The 18,219-nt window shown below is 65.5% G+C and carries 17 protein-coding genes; 12 read left to right on the forward strand and 5 right to left on the reverse strand.

The genetic code is table 11. From position 1 onward, the window contains the following. The first annotated feature begins 7 nt into the window (after positions 1–7). The 10 genes from V6M48_RS12270 to V6M48_RS12315 all read left to right on the forward strand — a co-directional run bounded on the left by V6M48_RS12270 (position 8) and on the right by V6M48_RS12315 (position 9,566). Positions 8–856, forward strand: coding sequence for a hypothetical protein (locus V6M48_RS12270; RefSeq protein WP_332812813.1), 849 nt, complete (start codon positions 8–10; stop codon positions 854–856). Between the two features lie 27 nt (positions 857–883). Continuing rightward, complete coding sequence (locus V6M48_RS12275; RefSeq protein ID WP_332812814.1) at positions 884–2,032, forward strand: acyl-CoA dehydrogenase family protein; 1,149 nt, start codon at positions 884–886, stop codon at positions 2,030–2,032. A 58-nt stretch (positions 2,033–2,090) separates the two neighbouring features. After that, positions 2,091–2,900 (forward strand): 2-oxo-hept-4-ene-1,7-dioate hydratase, encoded by an 810-nt coding sequence (gene hpaH, locus V6M48_RS12280; protein WP_332812815.1) that lies wholly within the window; start codon positions 2,091–2,093, stop codon positions 2,898–2,900. Positions 2,901–2,915: 15 nt separating this feature from the next. Beyond that, complete coding sequence (locus V6M48_RS12285) at positions 2,916–3,686, forward strand: HpcH/HpaI aldolase family protein (protein ID WP_332812816.1); 771 nt, start codon at positions 2,916–2,918, stop codon at positions 3,684–3,686. A gap of 83 nt (positions 3,687–3,769) precedes the next feature. Beyond that, complete coding sequence (lldD, locus tag V6M48_RS12290; RefSeq protein WP_332812817.1) at positions 3,770–4,948, forward strand: FMN-dependent L-lactate dehydrogenase LldD; 1,179 nt, start codon at positions 3,770–3,772, stop codon at positions 4,946–4,948. A gap of 127 nt (positions 4,949–5,075) precedes the next feature. After that, entirely contained in the window at positions 5,076–5,609 is a 534-nt protein-coding gene (locus V6M48_RS12295) for a hypothetical protein (RefSeq protein WP_332812818.1), read from the forward strand. 124 nt (positions 5,610–5,733) lie between these two features. Continuing rightward, complete coding sequence (locus V6M48_RS12300; RefSeq protein ID WP_332812819.1) at positions 5,734–6,996, forward strand: aromatic ring-hydroxylating oxygenase subunit alpha; 1,263 nt, start codon at positions 5,734–5,736, stop codon at positions 6,994–6,996. Further along, complete coding sequence (locus tag V6M48_RS12305) at positions 6,993–7,493, forward strand: aromatic-ring-hydroxylating dioxygenase subunit beta (RefSeq protein ID WP_332812820.1); 501 nt, start codon at positions 6,993–6,995, stop codon at positions 7,491–7,493. The genes V6M48_RS12300 and V6M48_RS12305 overlap by 4 nt, the downstream gene beginning before the upstream one ends. A gap of 7 nt (positions 7,494–7,500) precedes the next feature. Then, the gene (locus V6M48_RS12310; RefSeq protein ID WP_332812821.1) at positions 7,501–8,259 is read left to right on the forward strand and encodes an SDR family NAD(P)-dependent oxidoreductase; all 759 of its coding nucleotides are present in this window, start codon (positions 7,501–7,503) and stop codon (positions 8,257–8,259) included. 203 nt (positions 8,260–8,462) lie between these two features. Continuing rightward, complete coding sequence (locus V6M48_RS12315; protein WP_332812822.1) at positions 8,463–9,566, forward strand: alkane 1-monooxygenase; 1,104 nt, start codon at positions 8,463–8,465, stop codon at positions 9,564–9,566. Between the two features lie 20 nt (positions 9,567–9,586). Here V6M48_RS12315 and V6M48_RS12320 read toward each other — a convergent pair whose 3' ends face one another. After that, a complete protein-coding gene (locus V6M48_RS12320) occupies positions 9,587–11,212 on the reverse strand; it encodes a GMC family oxidoreductase (protein WP_332812823.1) in 1,626 nt (541 codons plus the stop codon). A 22-nt stretch (positions 11,213–11,234) separates the two neighbouring features. Continuing rightward, on the reverse strand, positions 11,235–13,265 hold the full coding sequence (gene asnB, locus V6M48_RS12325; RefSeq protein WP_332812824.1) for an asparagine synthase (glutamine-hydrolyzing): 2,031 nt from the start codon (positions 13,263–13,265) through the stop codon (positions 11,235–11,237). An 80-nt stretch (positions 13,266–13,345) separates the two neighbouring features. Between asnB and V6M48_RS12330 the strand changes: the two genes are divergently transcribed. Then, positions 13,346–14,692 carry a lipopolysaccharide biosynthesis protein gene (locus tag V6M48_RS12330; RefSeq protein WP_332812825.1) on the forward strand — a complete coding sequence of 449 codons (1,347 nt, stop codon included), beginning with the start codon at positions 13,346–13,348 and terminating at the stop codon, positions 14,690–14,692. A 12-nt stretch (positions 14,693–14,704) separates the two neighbouring features. Here the strand turns inward: V6M48_RS12330 and V6M48_RS12335 are convergent, their stop codons facing one another. Beyond that, positions 14,705–15,967 (reverse strand): ACS family MFS transporter, encoded by a 1,263-nt coding sequence (locus tag V6M48_RS12335; protein ID WP_332812826.1) that lies wholly within the window; start codon positions 15,965–15,967, stop codon positions 14,705–14,707. 269 nt (positions 15,968–16,236) lie between these two features. On the opposite strand from V6M48_RS12335, the gene V6M48_RS12340 reads away from it, so the two are divergent. Then, complete coding sequence (locus V6M48_RS12340; protein ID WP_332812827.1) at positions 16,237–17,322, forward strand: sulfotransferase domain-containing protein; 1,086 nt, start codon at positions 16,237–16,239, stop codon at positions 17,320–17,322. Between the two features lie 54 nt (positions 17,323–17,376). On the opposite strand, the gene V6M48_RS12345 is transcribed toward V6M48_RS12340, so the two are convergent. Together V6M48_RS12345 and V6M48_RS12350 are read right to left on the reverse strand one after the other, a co-directional pair. After that, on the reverse strand, positions 17,377–17,649 hold the full coding sequence (locus tag V6M48_RS12345) for an Lrp/AsnC ligand binding domain-containing protein (RefSeq protein ID WP_332812828.1): 273 nt from the start codon (positions 17,647–17,649) through the stop codon (positions 17,377–17,379). Between the two features lie 152 nt (positions 17,650–17,801). Then, the coding region (locus V6M48_RS12350) for an SDR family oxidoreductase (protein ID WP_332812829.1) at positions 17,802–18,219 on the reverse strand (418 nt) is incomplete at its 5' end.

Here is an 18,219-nt window from a genome sequence, read left to right on the forward strand (position 1 = left end):
CCGAGACATGAGCGAGCGCTGGAGCGACTGGATCGGCAATTCTGCGCGCGCACAGGACGTGGTTGCGCAACCCGCCGTCGCCCGCTTTGCCGCGATGCTCGACTCTCCGCAGCCAGCGGGCGCGAGTGCGCCGCAGGGCTTCCATTGGTGCCTCTGCCTGCCGAACGCCCCGACCGCCGAGATCGACGTCGACGGCCATCCCAAGCGCGGCACATTCCTCCCCCCGATCGAGCTGCCGCGCCGGATGTGGGTGGGCAGCGACGTCAGCTTCGTCGCGCCGCTCCCGATCGTCGCGAAAGTAGAGCGCGTCTCTACCGTCGCCTCGGTCACGGAAAAAGACGGCAGCTCTGGCCGCCTCGCGTTCGTCGAGATCGATCACGTCACCAGCGCGGACGGGGCCGTCGCGGTGCGCGAGCGACAGACGATCGTCTATCGCGAAGCGGCGGCATCGGCCCAGGCGAAGGTGATCGCGGCGGACGCGCTGGCGGCGCCCGACCTTTCCGGCTGGACGTGGCAGCGGCGCGTGGTTCCGAGCGAGGTGCTGCTGTTCCGTTATTCGGCGCTGACCTTCAACAGCCACCGCATCCATTACGACCTTCCTTATGCGACCGCCATCGAAGGCTATCCCGGGCTCGTCGTCCAGGGACCGCTGACCGCAAGCCTGCTGCTCGATCTGTGCGCGCGCGAGCTCGGCCCGGACGCGCTCGCCAGCTTCGCCTTCCGCGCCCGCACCCCCGCTTTTGCGGGCGAGGCCATGCATCTCGTCGGGCGGCGCAGCGGCAGCGAGATCGCGCTTGCCGCGCTCGGCGGCGACGGCCGCACCATCATTTCCGCGACCGCAACGGCTCGGTCGTGAACTTCAAGCACTGAAAGGAATATTGCCATGGCGCTCGATCTCGAAACGCGAGAACAATTGATCGACACCATCCGCCGTTTCGTCAGCGAACGGCTGCGGCCGCTCGAGGCAAAAGTCGCCGAGGAGGACGAGATCCCCGACGAGGTGATCGATGAGATGCGCCAGCTCGGCCTGTTCGGCCTCTCGATCCCGGAGGAGTTCGGCGGGCTCGGCCTCTCAATGGAGGACGAATGCCTGGTCGGGATCGAGTTCGGCCGCACCAGCCCGGCATTCCGATCGGCGTTCGGCACCAATGTCGGCATCGGTAGCCAGGGCCTCGTGATGTTCGGCAACGAGGAGCAGAAGCACCGCTGGCTTCCCGGCATCGCGAGCGGCGACATCATCACCAGCTTCGCGCTGACCGAGCCGGAGGCAGGCAGCGATTCCGCCGCAGTGCGGACGCGCGCACGGCGCGACGGCGACCACTATGTCCTCGACGGATCCAAGATCTACATCACCAACGCCGACAAGGCCGGCCTTTTCACGGTGATGGCGCGCACCAACCCGGACGAGAAGCGCGCCGCCGGCGTCAGTGCCTTCCTGGTCCCCGGCAGCTCGCCTGGCCTGAGCGTCGGGCCGCCCGAACGCAAGATGGGCCAGCAGGGCGCGCATATCTGCACGGTCAGCTTCGATGGCGTGCGCGTTCCCGCCGCCAATCGGCTCGGCGAGGAAGGCAGCGGCTTCAAGGTGGCGATGCAGGTGCTCGACCGCGGCCGGCTGCACCTTTCGGCAGTATGCGTCGGCGTCGCCGAGCGGCTGATCACCGACTGCGTCGCCTTCGCGTCCGAACGGCGCCAGTTCGGAAAGCCAATCGCCGAGTTCCAGCTCGTCCAGGCGATGATCGCCGATTCCAAGACCGAAACGCTCGCCGCGAGGGCGCTGATGCTCGAGACCGCCCGCAAGCGCGACGCCGGCGAGAACGTCACGCTCGAGGCGGCGGCATCGAAACTGTTCGCCTCGGAAATGGTCGGTAGGGTTGCCGATCGCGCCGTGCAGATTTTCGGCGGCGCCGGCTATGTCGCCGATCATGGCATCGAGCGCTTCTATCGCGATGTGCGCATCTTCCGCATCTACGAAGGCACGTCGCAGATCCAGCAATTGGTGATCGCGCGCGAGACCTTGAAACGCGGCGGCTGAGGGACGGAAAGGCCTTCGACAAGATCGGGCCGAACGGTTAGGCAGGAAGACAGAGGGGATGCCGCAGTTGGAAGACAAGATCATCGAGGAGCTCGCCGCCGAGCTTCACCGCGCCGAGCGTGAGCGCACGCAGGTCACCCAATTTTCGAAACGCTTTCCCGACATGACGATCGACGATGGCTATCGCATCAGCCGCGCCTGGATGACGATCAAGCGCGAAGAGGGGCGCCAGGTGCGCGGGCACAAGATCGGCCTCACCTCGCGCGCGATGCAGCAGTCGGCCGGGATCACCGAGCCCGACTATGGCACCTTGCTCGACGACATGGTGTTCGCCGAGGGCGGCGATGTGCCGTTCGACCGCTTCATCGCGCCGAAGGTCGAGGCCGAGCTTGCGTTCATCCTCGCCAAGCCGCTGCGCGGCCCCGGTGTCACTATCTTCGACGTGCTCGCCGCCACCGACCGCGTCGTCCCCGCAATCGAGATCATCGACACGCGCATCCAGGCGCTCGACCCGGAGACCGGCTCGACGCGGCGCATCCAGGACACGATTTCGGACAATGCCGCCAATGCCGGCATCATCGTCGGCGGCCGGCCGGTGCGCCCCGACTCGATCGACCTGCGCTGGCAGGGGGTGATGCTCTCGCGCAACGGCGTGATCGAGGAGACCGGCCTCGCCGCCGGCGTGATCAACCACCCGGCCAACGGCGTCGCCTGGCTCGCGAACAAGCTCGCGCCGTGGGGCGAGACGCTCGAGGCGGGTGAGATCGTGCTCGGCGGCTCGTTCATCCGCCCGGTGCTGGTCGCGCGCGGCGACGTCTTCCACGCCGATTACGGCCGGCTCGGCTCGATCGCGTTCCGCTTCACCTGAGCGAGGCAGATCGTCATGCAGACTCCCGTCAATCCGCTCAAGCAGGCGCTCGCGCAGGGCCGGCCTCAAATCGGCCTCTGGATGGCGATGGCCAATCCGATCACCGCCGAGATCTGCGCCGGCGCCGGCTTCGACTGGCTGTTGATCGACGGCGAGCACAGCCCGCAGACCTTGCCGCTCGTGCTCGCCCAGCTCCAGGCGATCGCCGCCTATCCCGGCTGCCATGCGATCGTGCGCGTGCCGTCGTCGGATCCGGTAACGATCAAGACCTATCTCGATCTCGGCGCGCAAAGCCTGCTGGTGCCGATGGTCGACACGGCCGAGCAGGCGGCGACGATCGTCGATGCGGCCCGTTATCCGCCGCAGGGCAGCCGCGGCATCGGCGGCGCGCGCGCGGCGCGCTGGGGGCGCTACCCGCGCTATATCCACGAGGCCAATGACCAGATCGGGCTGATCGTGCAGATCGAGACAATGCGGGCGCTCGACAATATCGAGGCGATCGCCGCGGTCGACGGCATCGATGCCCTGTTCGTCGGGCCGGCGGACCTTTCCGCATCGATGGGTCATGTCGGCCAGCCGGCGCACCCGGAGGTGCAGCAAGCGACGCTCGACGCGTTCCGCCGCATTCGGGCGGCGGGTCGCGCTGCCGGCATCCTCACCCGCGACGAGGAATTCGCGCGCCGTGCGATCGAGCACGGCGCCTTGATCGTGGGCGTCGGCGTGGACACGTTGGTGCTTGCCGCTCAGACCAGCGCGCTAGCAGCGCGCTTCGTGCAGGGCGATTGAAGCCTCCGTCGGCCATCCGCCTTGCTTATTAGAACATCGGCGAACACATTCACGCGCACGAGAACAACGAGGGCGGTGGGGAAATGAAGGCAGCGTCAGCGTCCGATTACCGCGAACTCGCAAAGCGCCGCCTGCCCCGTTTCATCTTCGACTACGTCGACGGCGGGGCGTTCGACGAAGTGACGCTCGAGCGCAACGTCGCCGACCTGCAGGACGTGCAGCTCCGCCAGCGCATCCTGCGCGACGTCTCGCATGTCGATCCGTCGACCACGTTGTTCGGCCAGAAACTGGCGATGCCGATCGCATTGGGCCCGATCGGCATGGCCGGTCTGCTCGCGCGCCGCGGCGAGCGCCAGGCCGCGCGCGCGGCGCAGGCGGCCGGCATCCCCTTCTGCCTTTCGACCGTCTCGGCCTGCTCGATGACCGAGGTTACGTCCGCGGTCGACAAGCCGATCTGGTTCCAGCTCTACATGATCCGCGACCGCGGCTTCATGCGCGATTTGCTCGCGCTCGCGCGCGATCAGGGCTGCACGACCTTGCTGTTCACCGTCGACGTGCCGGTCGCGGGATCGCGCTACCGCGACCAACGGTCCGGCCTCTCCGGCGCGTTCGGGATCAAGGGCAAGTCACGGCGGCTGTTCCAGGCGTTGAGGCATCCCGGCTGGGTCTGGGATGTCGGCCTCAACGGCCGCCCTCATACCCTCGGCAACCTCACGCCCGTGCTTGGGCCGAAGGCGGGGATGGGGGACTTCTTCGGCTGGTTGCGCGACAGCTTCGATCCGTCGGTGACTTGGTCGGAGCTCGATTTCATCCGCGAGACCTGGAAAGGCGACCTGGTCATCAAGGGGATATTGGATGCCGAGGACGCGCGGGAGGCCGCAAAGCTTGGCGCCAATGGCATCGTCGTCTCGAACCACGGCGGCCGCCAGCTCGACGGGGTGCCTTCGACCGCGCGAGCGCTGCCGGAGATCGCCGATGCGGTCGGCGACCGCTTGACCGTGTTGGCCGATTGCGGCGTCCGGTCGGGCCTGGACGTCATCCGGATGCTCGGGCTCGGGGCCAAGACTGTGCTGCTTGGCCGCGCCTGGGCCTATGCCCTTGCGGGCGGTGGCGAGGCCGGAGTCGCGCATTTGCTCCGGCTGTTCGAGGCGGAGATGCGCACCGCGATGGCGCTCACCGGAGTCACAAGGATCGACCAGATCGGCCGCGACATGCTCGCCCGCTGGCCGGGTCTCGACCAGAACAGGCCCCAAACCCGGTAATCTAACGGTAATCCTTCGCGGTGCCGGATCATTTAGGAGTGGGAGCGGTGCGGCAACGCCATAAAGCGACAAGGGCCATGAAGCGACAGGGGGAAGCTGTTGCTCACGCTGACGACCATCTAGGAGCATGAAATTGATAGCGCTTCCCCCCGTTGACGAGATTTTCTGGGAACGAGTCGCCCGCGAGTTCGACGATGCCGGCCCGAAAGCCTGCGTGGCCGCGATTCTCGATGAGCTGCTCACCGACAATCCGCATTATCTCGAGATGGCGACCCGCTACGCGCGCGAGTGCCGCGACCCGGATCGCGTGCTGACCGGATTTGCGATGTTCTACCGGATCATCGCGCTCGCCGCCCGCGCTCGCGGACGCACGGTGCCGCGCATCACCAACGACACCCTCGACACCATCACCGCTCTGGTCGGCGAGTTCGGCGAAGAGCGTTTCACCTTCCTCGCGACGGAAATGCTGCACAGCGAAAACCCGTATCTGCTGCAGATGGCCGACAGCTTCGCATCGCCTGCGGACAATCATTCGGTCATCATGCAGGGCTTCGTGCTGCTCTACAAATCGCTCGCCGCCCAGGCGGTGACCGACGGGCTGCGCGTCAAGACAGCGGCCCGCCCAACCCCACCCAAACGCCTGTCGCCGCCGAAAGCCTGATCAAGAAGCCGGCTCGATGATCGGTTGCCGGTCGAAGTCACATTATACCGTGTTGTTGACTCCGTCTTCCTTTCCCAAATAGATACCGTCTGCTTATCTTCCCGTCTCCAGCGAAGGTGCCCCCGTGGGAAGCGAAACTCGCATCATTGCCGACAATGCAGCGTTCAAATTTCTGGTGCCGCGCCGCGCCTTCACCGATCCCGGAGTGTTCGAGCGCGAATATGCCGCGATCTTCGACCATTGCTGGCTGTACCTCGCCCATGCTTCGGAGCTGAGCGAGCCGAATCAGTTCCTCACCCGCACTGTCGCGCGGCGGCCGATCCTGTTCACCCGCGACCGGACCGGCGAATATCACGCGCTCTACAACACCTGCCCGCACCGCGGCGCGATGGTCTGCCGCGAACGCCACGGCAAATCCTCGGCCTTCATGTGCATGTACCACGGCTGGACGTTCGGCTCGGACGGCCATCTGATGACCTTGCCGGGCGGCTCGGGCTATCCCGAGGGCTTCAAGAAGGATCCGCAAAAGCAGATGGTGCCGGTGCCCCGCCTCGCGCGGCATGGCGATTTCTTCTTCATCAGCTTCGCGCGCGACGGCGAGGATCTTGCCACCTATCTCGGCGCTGCGGGCGATTATCTGAGCTTGGTGTCCGAGCAGGGCAAGGACGGCATGATGGTCGTCGGCGGAACCCAGGAATATGCCATTCGCGGCAATTGGAAGCTGCTCTGCGAGAATAGCGTCGACGGCTATCATGCCGCCGTCACCCACTCGACCTATCTCGACTATCTCAAGAACGCCAATGGCGCGCTCGGCCAGACCGCGATGGAGGGCGAAGGCCGCGATCTCAAGAACGGCCACGGCGTGATCGAATATCGTGCACCTTGGGGCCGGCCGGTGGCGAGCTGGGTCCCGTTGTGGGGCGAGGAAGGCAAGGCCGAGATCGGCGCGATCTACAACGAGCTGCAGCAACGGCTCGGCAAGGAGCGCGCCGAGCGCGTCGCGACATGGAACCGTAACCTCCTGATCTTCCCCAACCTCGTGGTGAACGACATCATGGCGATCACGATCCGTACCTTCTTCCCCAAGGCGCCGGATTATCTGGAGGTCAACGCCTGGACGCTCGCGCCGCGCAACGAAAGCGAATGGCTGCGCAAATACCGCTTGTTCAACTTCACCGAATTCCTCGGCCCGGGCGGCTTCGCGACGCCCGACGACGTCGAAGCGATCGAAAAATGCCAGCAGGGCTATGCCGCGAGCAGCGGCGAGCTGTTCAACGACATTTCCAAGGGCATGGTTCGGGCAGATTCGCCCTCCTACGACGATGAAGTGCAGATGCGCGCCTTCTGGATCGAATGGGACAAACGGCTGGCGAAGGCGGAGGCTTGACCCTGGACGACGCGTTGCTTCTGCGCCTGCGGGTCGAAGAATTATTGTTCGACGAGGCCGATCTCCTCGACAGCTGGCGGCTGGACGAGTGGCTCACCCTGTTCACCGACGATGCGCATTACTACGTGCCGCCGAACGACGTCGACGGCGACACGGCCAATCCCGAGACCTCGTTGTTCTACATCATGGATGACCGCGCGCGGCTCGGAGAGCGGGTCGTCCGGCTGTCCAAAGTCGGCGCGCACAGCGAGTGGCCGCGCTCCAAGGTCCGGCACATCGTCAGCAACGTGCGCGTCAAGCGCGGCGAGGACGGCATGATCCGGTCGCGCTCGTCGTTCATCGTGTCGCGCGCCAAGGATGCCCGCCACGATCTTTACGTCGGCCATTATCTGCACGATCTCGTCGAGCAGGGCGGCGGGTTCAAGATCGCGCGCAAGACCTGCGTGCTCGACATGGAGGCGCTGCGCCCGCATGCCCGTATCAGCATCATCTTGTGAGTGACCAGTGGCCGACCCTGATCTGAAAGGACAAGTCGCGATCGTCACCGGGGCCGGACGCGGCATCGGCGCCGCGATCGCGCGCCGCCTGGCCGATGCCGGTGCGACCTTGGTCGTCTGCGACCTCACCCAGGAGGCGGCGGAAGGCGCGCGCGTGGCGGCCGGCGACGAAAGCCGGACGATGGCGTTCCACGGCAATCTCGCCGACGACGAGACTGCCGGTCGGCTGGTCGAACAGGTGATCGAGCGGTTCGGCAAGATCGATATTTTGGTCAACAATGCCGGCGGCGGCATATTGCGGCCGTTCCTCGAGCATACGCCCGCCACGTTGCGCGAGACGATCGACCGCAACCTTTACACGACAATCTGGTGCACCTGGCACGCGCTGCCGCACATGAAGGCGGCAGGCTATGGAAGGATCATCAACATCGGCGCGGATTCGGTCCGCAACGGGCTGCAATGGCACGCCGGTTACAATGCGGCCAAAGGCGGCGTCCACGGCATGATGACCGGGCTGGCGCGCGAATTCGCCCGCGACGGGATCACCGTCAACACGATCGCGCCCTGCGCAGTGCAGACCAAACAGCTCGAGGAAGTGCTTGCCGACCAGCCCGAACTCGAAGGGCCGTTCATCAGCATCATCCCGATCGGCCGTCCCGCCGCCGAATCCGAAGTAGCCGGAATGGTCGCCTATCTCGCCGGGCCCGACGCCGCGTTCATCACCGGCCAGGTGATCAGCGTCAACGGCGGAACCAACATGCATTAGCGCCCGACGCGCTTCTATCCGACGTCGATCCTGGATGACACGGTAGCCGGGATATTCGAGCCATCCCCCTTCCCAAATGAGCGGAAGGGATGCGCCTTTCCTTGACCCTCCGTATATCTGCGTATATTAAATACGCATATGTGAGATACGTATTAGCGGCGGCCCAGAGGGACACCGCCGTTGCTTCACATCAGGAGGATGCCGTGGATTATCTGCGTTATTACCTCGCTGCCGCGATCCAATTGGGGGTGATCGCAAGCTTCCTGATCGGTGGCAATTGGGTGTTCTTGGGCATCGCCTCGCTGCCCGCGATCGCGATCGTGGATCATATCCTCCCGAACGACTTCGCCGTCCGCAAGATCACCAGCCAGAGGCTCGCCGACGTCCCGATCTGGATCTGCTCGCTGCTCGGCCCGATCACCTATCTCACCGCCGCTTACTGGGTCGCCACCGCCGCCGAGATCACCGCGTGGCAATATGCCGGCGCGGCGCTCTCGCTGGCCTGGATGAGCGTCGTTCCGATCGTGCCGGCGACGCACGAGCTCTACCATCAACGCGGCGGCTTCCGCCGCTTCGTCGGCCGTTACGCGCAGGTCTGCTATTTCGACTGCACGCGCGAGATCGCGCATGTCGTCGGCCATCACATTGACGTGGCGACGGTCCGGGACGGCGACACCGCCCCGCGCGGCACCAATCTCTATTCCTTCACCGCCACCGCCGTCTGGCACAGCACCAAGGAGAGCCTGCGGTCAGAGGCGGACGCACTGGAGAAGATGGGCAAGGCGCGCTGGGGCATCCACCATCGGGTGTGGAGAGCGGTGCTTGCCCAGCTCATCTTCCAGGCCGTTATCTTCGCGATCGGCGGCTGGGCTGCCGTGGCGCTCGCGGTGTCGGCGATGATCTTCGCCCGCTTCTGGCTCGAAACGTTCAACTATTTCCAGCATTACGGGCTGATCAGGGTGACCGGCAGCGAGATCGCTCCGCGCCATGTCTGGAACCATTTGAAGCCGCTCTCGCGCGTGATGGGCTTCGAGATCACCAACCATGCCGATCATCACACCAACAGCTTCCTCGCCTATCACCAGCTCACGCCGGACCGGAACTGGATTCCGATGCCGAGCCTGTTCGTCTGCTTCTTCACGGCGCTGATCCCGCCGCTCTGGAACAACGTCATCGTCAAGCCGGCGCTGCGCCGCTGGGACAATGAAATGGCGTCCGAGGAGGAACGCGCATTGGCGCGCGAGCAGAACCGGCGCGCCGGCTGGCCGGACTGGTTCGGCGAGGCGCCTGCCAGGCAAGCCGCCTAACCGCAAGGAAGGCGCGGATCTCAGTCGGCAGTGGCGAGGCGTCTGCCGAGGTGATCCGCCAGCCGCAGCGCAAGCGCGATGATCGTGAGCGTCGGATTGGCCCAGCCGCCCGTCGGGAAGACCGACCCGCCGGCGACGAAGAGATTGGCATAGCCGTGCACCCTGCAATCGGCATCGACCACGCCTTCCGAGGGTGATGCGCTCATCCGGGCGCCACCCATCTGGTGGTAATTGGCGAACGGATGATTGCCGACGGTCGGGTCGATCGGCCACTGCGGACCGGGCTCGTCGAGCCATGTGCTCGGCACCACCCTGCCCTTGCCGAGCCGGCGCAGCTCCTCGTCGAACACCTGCGCAAAGACCCGCGCGGTGTGCTTGTCTATCTCGCTCAGCTGCCAGGCGAGATCAGCCCGGCGATTGCCAAGAGCGTCGCGCTCGCTCGACAGGAGAATGCGGCTCTCCGGGTTGGGCGCCTGCTCGCCGCGTGTGATCAGATAGAGATCGGTGAGACCGGCGCGGGCCCGCAGCCGCTCGACATTGTTGCGCACGCTGCGGTGGATCCAGGCACGGACCGCACGATAGGCGTGGTCGAGCGCTCGGCCGCCGCGGCTCGGCGCGATCGAATGCTTGAGATTGTGGTAGAGCCGGTTGCCGAGCGCGACGCCGCGGGAGGGATCGCGCTGCAGCTTGAACGTCACGATGCTGTTGAGCGCGCGGTGCTCGCGTTGCGCAGCGTCACCGAGCCGCAGCGCCGGCGCAAGCGGCGGCCCATCGCGCATGAACCTTTTCTGGAGCGCCGCCCATAGCTCGAACGGCTGCGCCGTCTCGACCTTGCCGATCCGGCCGGCGGGATGTTCCATGAAGAAACGTCCGACCAGATCGTGGCGGTTGCCGATACCGGCGGCCTCGACATCGTTCGACGCGAGCAGCAGGCGCGCGTTCTCGATCGTCCCGGATGCAAGGATGTAATGACGTGCGCGCACCTGCCGCGGCTCGCCGCCGAGCGGCCGGATCTCGACATGCTCGATCGTCCGCGCGTCGGCGCCGGCCTGCAGCTTGACCGCATTGGCGTGGATCAGCACGCGCAGGTTCGGCGCCGCGATCAGATCGCGTGCGCGCGACGCGGCGAAGCGCTCCATCGTCTCGTCGAAGCGCCACAATTCGGCATCGATCTTGTCCGGATCGAACCCCGGATCGGCAACGCCGAGCGCGGCCCAGATGTCGTGCTCGTAATTGAACTCACCGAGCTCGAGCTGCTCATTGGCCTGGCGGTAATAAGCATCGAGATCGGCTCGGCCGATCGGCCAGCCGCTGTGCGGAACCCACTCGCGCCGCTCGAAATCGATCGGGTCCAGCAGCGCGCAGCGCCCGCCCCAGATCGCCACGGTGCCACCGAAGAAGCGCAGCCGCGACTGATCGAGGTCGTAATAAGGCATGCCGACGTTGGCGCCGCGGTAGAGGTCCTGCGTCTCCTGCTCGAAATCGAGCCCGCCGCTTTCAAGCAGGCACACCTGATGGCCGCGCTGCACCAGGCTGCGCGCAAGGCTGAGGCCGGCGGCGCCGGCACCAATGATGCAGACGTCGGCGCGAAAACCGTCGCTGGCGTCCAGCGCCGCCCCATTGTCCTTGCGCAGGTCGATCAGCATGGCGGCGACGGCAGCACTCGGATCATGCGGCCTTATACTCCTTGCGCGTGATATTCTGCTGCCACCAGCAGCTGAACATCGCGATGGCGTAGAGGATACGGCCGTGGTTGGCGACGCCGGCGCGATGCTCCGCGAACAAATTCTCGACCGCGGCCGGCTGAAGATAGCCGCTGCGCATCGCCCCGCTGTCATGCCACGCCTCGCGCGCGAAGTCGCTGAAGTCGCCGCGGAACCATTCGGCGAACGGAAGCTGGAACCCGAGCTTGCGCTTTCCGAGCGCATTTTGCGGAAGCCAGGGCTCGACCGCCTTGCGCAGCGCATATTTGCCGACGTTGCCGCGCAGCTTCATCGCGGTCGGCATCGTCAGGCTCCAGTCGACGAAGCCGTGGGAGAGAAAGGGCACGCGTGCTTCGAGCGAATGCGCCATGCTTCCCCGGTCGAGGCGGTTGAGCAAGGATCCGGGCATATGCACGGATATGTCCGCAAGCATGAACTGCTGGAGCGGATCGAGCGCCCGAGCCTCGGGCACGTCGAAATATTCGTGCTCGAGCCGGGCGAAGGCACCGGGCCCGTCTTGCCGCGCGAAAAAGCCCGGCTCGTACAGGCGCGCGCGCACCGCCGGCGACGAGATCTGGGTGCCGGCAAAGAAGCGCTGGAAGCTGTTGTCGAGCATCGCCGAGTCACGAAAGCGGCGCGCATTCTGGCGCAGGTAATTCCATTGTGGCGACGCATTTTCCGGCAAAGCGTCGACCAGACCCGCGATCGGCCCGAGCGCCTTGAGCAGCGGTCTCCACCGCGCTGCGGCAAGCGCGGTCCGCTGGCGCTTATACCCGGCGAAGAGCTCGTCGGCCCCCTCCCCGCACAGCACCACCTTGACGTGCTGGGCGGCAAGACGAGAAAGGTGCCAGATCGGTACGGCCGCGGTGGCCGCACAGGGCTCGTCGAACGCGGCCTGCACGGCGGGAAGCAGATCGCCCGCCGCGACCGGCTCGAGCTGGAGCACGATATGCTCGCAGCCGAGATGTCCTGCGATCCGCGCCGCGGCCGCAGTCTCGTCGATCGAAGTGCCCGGAAAGCCGACTGTGAATGCCTTGACCGGCAGCGCCGACACCTTCGTCATCGAAGCCGCGATCGCGCTCGAATCGACGCCGCCCGACAGGAAGGCTCCCACAGTCACATCCGCGAGCATATGCTGCTCGACGGTGCACTGGACCCTGCTGCGGGTTTCCTCGATCCATTCCTGCTCCGAAAGATCATGCCTGACCGCGAAGCGCGGCTTCCAGAAGGCGCGAGTGACCCCATCGCCTTCGCGTCCGATGCGCAGCAAATGCCCAGGTTCGAGGCTGTGCACCTGACGATAGATCGAGCGAGGCCGCTGGACGTGGCCAAAGCTGAAGAAATCGTGGACGCCCCGCTCGTCGATGTCGAATTCATGTCCCGGGAGCAGCAGCAAGGCGCGGATCTCCGACGCGAATGCGATGCCGCCGTGCTGCTCGGTCAGGTAGAGCGGCTTGATGCCGAGCGGGTCGCGCGCCAGGGTCAGGCTGCGCTCGGCGCGATCCCAGATGGCGGCCGCATACATGCCTTCGAGGCGCAACCAGGCATCGTCTCCCCAATGCACGAAGCTGGCGAGCAATGTCTCGGTGTCGCTCTGGGTCGTGAAACCGACACCGGCAGCCTCGAGCTCCCGGCGCAGCTCGGGGTGGTTGTAGATTTCACCGTTGAACACGATCGCGTAGCGTCCATCGGGCGTGAAGATCGGCTGATGCCCGCCGGCGATGTCGATGATGCTCAGGCGGCGCATACCGAAGCCGAAATCGCCATCGACCAGCGTGCCGCTGTCGTCCGGCCCTCGGTGGACGATGCTGTCGCATTGCTGCACGACGACTTCGGGCGGGACGGCGCGTCCAGATCGTCTGTACCATCCCGCGATGCCACACATGATGATCGATCCTAACACAGAAACGGAGATCGACACACCCCGCTCGGTGATGCGGTAGAACAATCGCGCATTGATCTGCAGCGCAATCCCGGTGCGCCGCCGGTCGCTCATGCGAGGCGTGGCATATTGCGCTGTTTCTCCGCTACAGCATCGCATGGTCATGCGCGGGGCACGGGGGGCAGGAGTTTTCGATGAATGGTGAGCCGAGCCGCGGCATCTTGCGCCGTGCAGCAGGCAATGCGGGCATGCTGCTCGGCGGCAAGTCTGCCTCCGGCGCGATGCAGCTCGCGACCTTCGCGCTTGCCGCACGCGGCCTCGGCGTCACCGAATTCGGCAACTTCTCTGTCGTGGTCGCGCAGGTGATGCTGCTGACGGGGCTGGCGTCGTTCGACAGCAACCAGGCGATCATCCGTTACGGCGTGCTGCACCTCAACAGCGGCGACAGCGCCGGCTTCCAGGCCTTGGTCAAGGCCGGGACGTTGCTGGACGTGGGCGCTGCGACGCTCGCCGCCGTCGTCACAATCGTGGTCGCGCCGTTGCTCGGCGCGCGGCTCGGCTGGGGGCCTGACCTCGTGCTGCTCTCCCAGCTCGCAGCGCCGCTTGCATTCGCCAACGCGATCTCGACTCCCAAGGGCATGCTCCGCCTGTTCGGCCGGTTCGATCTGCTGAGCAGTCATTCGGTGGTGACTCCTGCCGTGCGGCTGGCATTCGTCACCGGCCTGTGGGCGACCGGTGCGACCTTGGGCTGGTACATCGCGGTCTGGCTCGTCGCCGGCTGGGTGGGCGCGGCGGTGGCCTTCTGGTTCGCCTGGCGCGAAGCGCGCCGGCGTGAGCTGCTCGGCGGGATGAACTCTTCGCTGCGCGGACTTGCGGAGGCCAACCACGGCGTGTGGCACTTCTCGATCCTGTCCAACCTCAATTCGTCCGTGGCGATGATCCCTACGCATTTATCGGTACTGCTCGTCGCCTCGCTGCTCGGGCCGGCGGCGGCGGGCATTTTCCGGATCGCGCGCGAGTTCGGGACGGGGATGATCAAGCCGGTCGATCTAGTCGCGCAGGCGCTCTACCCGGACATGGCGCGGCTGGTGGCGGCGCGAAACTGGCGGCGGCTGAAGCGCGCGGCGGTGGGCGCGGGCCTCGCCGCCGCCGCGACCGGCGTGGCGGTCACCCTTCTCGTCCTGATCGCAGGCGACGCGCTGGTGAACGCAATCTTCGGGCGCGACTTCGTTCCAGCGGTGCCGATCCTAATCGCGATGGCGCTCGCAACCTCAATCCGGATGCTCGCCTTCGCCGCCGATCCGGTGATGTACGCGCTGGGACGCCCAAGCGTGCCGCTCGCCGTATCGACCGCGTCGGCGGGCTTGTTCGTCTCGATCATGGTCTGGCGCCTGCCGATCGACGGGCTTGCAGGCGCCGGCTGGGCGTTCCTTGCGATGGGCGTGCTCGGGTGCCTGCTCTCGGCGGTCGCCGCGTCGCGCATGGTCGGCAACGAGCGCCGGCGCGACCAGGCTGCGCAGCAGGATCCGCCCACCGGCTGAGAGGATCAGGCGCTAATCGATCACCTTTTCGCCGGTGCTCCATTTCAGCCAGATCAGTGCGCCGATGACGTTGATCAAGGCGGTAAGCTGGAACGCGGCCGAAAAGCCGCCGGTGAGATCGACCATCCATCCGGTAACGACGACGCCGATCACGCCTGGCAGGTTACCGGCGGTGTTCGTGAGCCCCGCGAGCACGTCGGCATAGCGCGGTGCGACGTCAAGATGGTTGGGGCCGAAGCCCGCCCAGGTGAAGCCAAGCACTCCCAGCGCGCCGCACAGCACGATCACGGCGACGAGCGGCGTCTCGACATAGGAAGCGACGATCAGCCCGAACGCCGAGCCGAGCAGCCCGATCACCTGCATCGTCTTGCGCACGCGGGTGATCGTCATGCCGCGCTTGACCATGCGGTCGGCGATCACGCCCGAGAGATTGGCGATGATGAACAGGATCACCCACGGCGCGGCCGAATACCAGCCGGCGGCGCCGATGCCCGTCTCCTTGAACGCCTTGAAATAGGACGGCAGCCAGGTGAGCAGCACATAGAGGCCCCAATTGCTGCAGAAATGATTAGAGATCAGCGCCCACACCGCGGGGGTGGAGAGGAGCTTGCGCCACGGGACCTCCGACCAGCTGCCTTTGCGCGGTTCGCTCGAGATGACGTCGGGGCCGGTCAGCAGGCTGCGCTCGCTCGCGCTCATATGAGGATGCCGCGCCGGGCTGGCGTATATCAGTCGGAACCAGAAGAGAGCGAAGACGATCCCCACCGCCCCGAACACGTAGAACATGATCGGCCACGGATGATGTTCGAGCAGCCAGCCCGACATCAGCAGCGCCGCCAACGTCCCCATCGGGATGCCGCCGATCATCACCGCAATCGAGCGTGAGCGTTCGTGCGGCGGCAGCCACCGCGCGGCGAGATTGTAAAGGCTGGGCGTGACGGCCGCCTCGCCGAGCCCCATCGCGATCCGCGCGACGATCAGCAGGCCGAGCGAAGACATTGCCGCCAGCGGCGTCAGCATCGTCACCAGCGACCACCACAAAAGCGAGATGCCGAGCACGATGCGGCCGCCGTAGCGGTTGACGACCCAGCTCGCTGGAATCTGCGTCAGCATGTATCCGATGAAGAAGGACGAAAGCACCCAGCCCTTGGTGGTGTTCGACCAGCCATATTGCTCGGCCATCGGCACCACCGCGGTCGACATGCTGACCCGGTCGAGATAGCAGATCACCATCGCGACGAAGCACATCGCAACGACGATTACGCGCTTCGGCACTCGCTTCCGAACGGCCGTTGCCGTCATATCCAACTGGCTTCCTCCCCTTCGAACCCACGATCCACTATCATGTCTCCCTAGCTTTGACAGGAAAAGGGCAGCGTGGAAGCGGCAGGAACGGATGCTCTTTGCCCTGAGGATCGGCAGCATGGCGACGGCGCGATCGGGGCGAGACAATGGCGCCGTCCCACGCGCGGCAAAGCATCGGTTGACAAGCCAATGATCGAGCGATGATCATCAAAGCACCAATATTTTGGGGAAAGCCAATCGTGTCCATTGTCGTCCGATCGGCCTATGAATTCGCCGACGTCGCCGAGCGCCGCCGCAACACTTTGGCAGCAATGGCGCGCACCGCGCGCAAGATGCGTCCGCTGACCTGGCTCCTGCAGCGTCTGTTCGGCCTGTCGCGAAAGCTCGGGTTCGAGTTCTCACTGTTTCGGCAGTTCTTCAAGCCGATGGTCGGCATGTTCGACAAGTCGATCGCAAAGGCTTTCGCGGGCTATAGGCCGAGCGAGCACGACGTCTTCGTCTGCTCCTATTTCAAGAGCGGCACCAATTGGGCGATGCATATCGCCTTCCAGGTCGCAGAGCTGGGCCGGGGCGAATTCGAGGACATCCTCGACGTGATCCCGTGGGCCGATTGTCCCAACCAGGAAACCACGATCGCGCTCGCCGATCCCCGGCCGATGCAGCGCTCCAGGAGCGGGCTTCGCGTGATCAAGACGCACGCCCGAGCTCAGTTCGTCCCCTATCATGCCGACGCCAAATATATCTGCGTGGTGCGCGATCCCAAGGACGTCATCGTCTCGGGCTACCATTTCTTCGGCGCGATGCTGCTCGGCCCGTTGATGCCGTCGGTCGACACCTGGGTGCGGCACTGCACCTCGGATCAGTCGGTCTTTCATCCCTGGCCCGAGTTCACTGCCGGCTATTGGAACTGGCGCGACCGACCGAACGTGCTGTTCCTCACCTATGAGGCGATGCAGCACGATCCGGTCGGGACGATCCGGCGGATCGCCGAGCTGATGGAGGTCAACCTCACCGAGGAGGAGATCGACAGAGTCGGTCATCTCACCTCTTTCGAGCATATGAAGGCGATCGACCATAAATTCTATCCGGGCGAGGTGACGCCGTTCGCGCGGCCCGGCGGGGCAATGATCCGCAGCGGCCGCAAAGGCAGCTCGGGCGAGCTGCTCACGCCCGCCCAGCAGGCGCAGATCGACAGCTGGTGCAAGGAAGGGCTCGACAGGATCGGCAGCACCTTCCCCTACGACGAATATTTCAGCGCGGCTGAACCCGCGCCGGATGCCGCCGGCGATGCCGAGGCGAGCGTCGTCAGCGCCCGCGACGCCTAGAGCGGTTCCACGACAGACAGGGAAACAGCCACGCTCCGATCCTGAGCCTAGGACCTAGTCGCCGAAATCGCCGATGTCCTGGCCAAGGACCTTGAACGACAGGAAGGTGTTCGTTTCGCGGATATGGGCGATCTTGTGAAGCTTGCCCTGGACGATGTTCGCCATGCTTTCGAGGTCTTTCAGCCCCGCCTTGACGAGCAGATCGTAATTCCCGGTGATCGAAAAGACTTCGAGCGCCTCGGGAATGTTGTCGATGATTTCCTGCCCGACCTGCTCGGCGAAGCCGGAATCACATTTCACAAGGATGAAAAGCTGCGTCTTGCTCATGGCGCTCACCTGTTGGAGTGAGCAGAGCGGTAGCAACTCGGGTGGCGAAGCTCAATCCACGGCGGGCCCGATGCTTCCACCCCTCGCTCTATATCCCTAGACGCCGCATTGCCGGTGGCGAAAAGCCGGTACCCACCTTTTCGCGCAATGCTCTAAGCAGCCGGCGGCGGGCGCTTGCCAACGCCGATGCCGCCATCGCTGAGGATCACCGTCCCGGTCGTGTAGCCGCCGTTGCGTGGCGAAGCGAGCAGCACATAATGGCCGGTGTGATCCTCGGGCTCGGCAATCCGGCCGATCGGAGTCATCCCGGCAATCAACTCGTCGAGTCCGGGCATGTCGGCCATATGGACATTGTCCATCCCCGCCGAGCGGCTGCCCTGCAGTGGCGTGCGCGTCCCGCCTGGCGCGACGCCGTTGACGCGCACGTCCGGCGTCAGCTCCCACGCGAGCTGCTTGATGAGGCCGATCACGGCGTGCTTGGACGCCACGTAGATCGGCCCCCCTCCCCCCGTGAAATAGCTCGAGGTCGAGGCGGTGAAGACGATGCTGCCCCTGGTCTTGCGAAGCTCC

The organism is Sphingomonas sp. (genome assembly GCF_036677245.1).
Taxonomy (GTDB): Bacteria; Pseudomonadota; Alphaproteobacteria; order Sphingomonadales; family Sphingomonadaceae; genus Allosphingosinicella.